The organism is uncultured Anaerovibrio sp. (assembly GCF_947302755.1).
In the GTDB taxonomy this organism is placed as follows: Bacteria; Bacillota; Negativicutes; order Selenomonadales; family Selenomonadaceae; genus Anaerovibrio.
The window spans coordinates 1-3064 of sequence record NZ_CAMYWM010000201.1; the positions used below are offsets into that span (position 1 = coordinate 1).

At 42.3% G+C, this 3064-nt stretch carries 4 protein-coding genes; 1 reads left to right on the forward strand and 3 read right to left on the reverse strand.

Going from position 1 to position 3064, the window contains the following annotated elements; genetic code table 11:
* Positions 1-334 precede the first annotated feature (334 nt).
* Complete coding sequence (locus tag Q0Y54_RS12435) at positions 335-862, forward strand: GNAT family N-acetyltransferase (protein ID WP_297968585.1); 528 nt, start codon at positions 335-337, stop codon at positions 860-862.
* Positions 863-925: 63 nt separating this feature from the next.
* Here Q0Y54_RS12435 and Q0Y54_RS12440 read toward each other — a convergent pair whose 3' ends face one another.
* The 3 genes from Q0Y54_RS12440 to Q0Y54_RS12450 all read right to left on the reverse strand — a co-directional run bounded on the left by Q0Y54_RS12440 (position 926) and on the right by Q0Y54_RS12450 (position 2888).
* A complete protein-coding gene (locus tag Q0Y54_RS12440) occupies positions 926-2113 on the reverse strand; it encodes a site-specific integrase (protein WP_297968587.1) in 1188 nt (395 codons plus the stop codon).
* 201 nt (positions 2114-2314) lie between these two features.
* Entirely contained in the window at positions 2315-2560 is a 246-nt protein-coding gene (locus tag Q0Y54_RS12445) for a hypothetical protein (RefSeq protein ID WP_297968589.1), read from the reverse strand.
* Between the two features lie 61 nt (positions 2561-2621).
* The gene (locus Q0Y54_RS12450; protein ID WP_297968592.1) at positions 2622-2888 is read right to left on the reverse strand and encodes a hypothetical protein; all 267 of its coding nucleotides are present in this window, start codon (positions 2886-2888) and stop codon (positions 2622-2624) included.
* Between the last annotated feature and the right edge of the window lie 176 nt (positions 2889-3064).

The following is a 3064-nucleotide window of genomic DNA, read 5'->3' on the forward strand; positions in this document are numbered from 1 at the left end:
TGCTTTTACGAGCGATTTCAGTAGCTTAACATGATAGATTGCGTTTCTTGGCGATTTTTTCTACCTCTTCGATGGAGATATTGCTTGGTCAATTTTGGGATAAGGCATTTTCATGTTTAGAAGGTTGTCCAAGCCGTTGCCGAACCATTTTTCCAGAAAGGATATTGAAGAAACGGTAAAATATATTTGAGCGGAAAAATAATCTGCTGGTTTTGTGGCTGTGATTGCTTAGCCCTAAACCGTGGGGCAGTGTCCCAGGCCATGAGCATGGGATAAATATAAAAAGGCTTTGGCTGTGCTGTGGCAGTATAGGCTTTGTAAGGAGAAGGATCAAATGCATGAAGCTATTATTCGTTCTGCTACCTTAGATGATGCGGAGCGTCTTTTGGAGATATACGCTTATTATGTGACGGATACGGCGGTTTCGTGGGAATATGATGTGCCGTCGGTGGAGAAGTTTCGGCACCGTATTAAGGTTGTGTTAAAAAAATACCCCTACCTGGTGGTGGAGGAGAATGGGGTTGTTTATGGCTATGCCTATGCCCATCCCTTTGTGGGGCGGGCGGCCTACAATTATTCCTGTGAGCTGACCATTTATCTGGATAAGGAGGCCAAGGGCCGGGGCTATGGCCGTAAACTATATGAGGCTCTGGAAGTACAGCTGAAGGAAATGGGAATTTTGAATATGTATTCCTGTATTGGCGATCCGGTTGAGGAAGATGAGTATTTGACCAGAAACAGTGAGCTGTTCCATCAGCACATGGGCTTCACCAAGGTGGGGACCTTTTATAAATGCGGCTACAAATTTGGCCGCTGGTACAATATGATCTGGATGGAAAAAATCATCGGGGAGCACCGCTAAATCAAGGGTTGCTTTTTAAATTGTCTGCAATTTGTCTGCATTTGGTGATTTGTCTGCATTTTTTTAGCTGGAGAAGAAAGTATCCCACTCATTATTTTCAAGACTGGATGCTGCGCTTTTCTGCATATCCTCACTGTCGTGGGTGTAAATATTCAATGTAACATCTGGCTTTGAGTGTCCCAGCCGCCGCGCTGCAGTTACTGGCTGAACACCGGCAGAGGCCAGCTTCGTTGCCTGAGTGTGTCTGAAAGAATGAGAGTTGAGGCCCTTGTTTCTTAGCTTGTAGATTACGGTTTGTCTGCAAACCACCCTGCCGATATCAGATACACATACAAGGTTTATTTCCGTCAGGTCAGGATTTATTTCAAGGGTATCAGAGAATGAATAAACATATCCGCCACTGTCCATAGCATTGATAATATGTAGGGACCGCTGGCGGTCTTTTTCTTTTTGGAGCTCTGCAAGAAGCTCATCAGATACAAATATCTTTCTTTTGCTCTGCTCAGTTTTGGTGGTGGCTATTCGGCAGACGAAATGGCCTTGTTTTTCATATACAAGCTGCCGGTTTATGGTGATGCTCTTTTCTTTGAAATCAATATCGCTCCAGATAAGTCCCAGCGATTCACCCAATCTCATACCAGTATGGTACATAAGGTAAATGGGAATGTGAGCCGTATCACCCAAAGGGTAATCCGTTACCAGCTGTTCAAACTGAGGCTCCTCAACGATATGCCTTTTGATAACATTGGTAGGGGCATTTTTTGGCACCTTGGCATAGTGGCAAGGATTGGAGTTAATCATTTCACATGGATAGACAGCATAATCCATAGCCATTCTGAGTATGGTCCGGCATTTGGTAATATATCCTTTGGACAGACCATCTGCATACAGTTCCTGAAGCCAGCTGTCTATTTGGGCGGGGCGCAGCTCCTGAATAAGGATATTGCCCAGGCGTGGCATTATTCTGGCATTGACAATATTCGCGTATCCTGCGTAAGTATTATTGCGCAGATCCTGTTTTACCCTTTCAAGCCACAGCTGCATGAAATCCTTTAGCGTCATCTTTTCAGAGGTAATGCCAATATTTCCGTGCTTGTAATCGGTGAAGGCTTCAATTCCGGCAGTATAGGCCTCATCAGCAGAAGCAAAGCCACCCTTTTCCACGACCTTCCGCTTGCCACTGGCGGTTTTTCCTGCCTCAAATATATATGAATATGTCTTGCCACGTTTCCTGGTACGTACTGTAGCCATGTTTATTCCTTCTTTCCAACGCACGGGTGCGTTAACTTGCTGGTGACTTTCATACATAGCACTTTTTACAATAAAAATGCTATAATACATTAAAAGGTTGCAAAGAAAAGTGTGGTGATGATAATGATATCGGCTAACTATGAACCAGAGATAGATGACAAGCCGTTTATGTTACCGTCCCACGGTAAATAAGAGCACCGTTTACCGGGGGATAAGAGGCTCCAAATCAAGAATACAAGATGCTTTTACAACTATACCTAAATTATTCGGTATAGGAGTTATTGTTCCGGGAATTATTTGTGTAGGTATTTCAACAGGGACAATCTTACCGCTAGAGTTATGTGTAAAGGTTGCTGACTGAATACCTATAAGTTTGATTTGTTTTATTCCAGGACCGATTATAATAGATCCTTCCGCATCTCGCATCATACCATCGTCATAAGACATAACCGGGGATCCGCTAGAGCCGGGAAAACATGATGCATCTATGAGGAACTGTTTCTTACCGTTATAATCGATGACTGGATGTTGCGGTAATACCTTTTCTAAATACGGGCATATTATTTACTGCATCCATGATGCCGTCCGGATATCCAATCATGATGATATCATGCAAGATATTGATATTCTTCATATAAATATCTGTTGCAATGTCATCTTTAGTAATGTAAGGAATATAGAGTGATTTGAGGTATGGAGAAATATATGGAGCCAGCAAAATGGCTGCTAAGTCAATTGTTTCATCAGGATGCAAGATGACACTTTGCTTTGACATGTCGATAGTTATATTTTTGCATTGACCGATTATTGGACCCTGTGTATTACTTTCAGTAATTCGTATAGTAATTGTGGATGTATCTTCTACCATATGGCGATTGGTAATTAATAGTGGGATAAAATATAATGGTACCAAGAATTTAGACCAGTACTTTATTTTTTAAGTGTGCATGA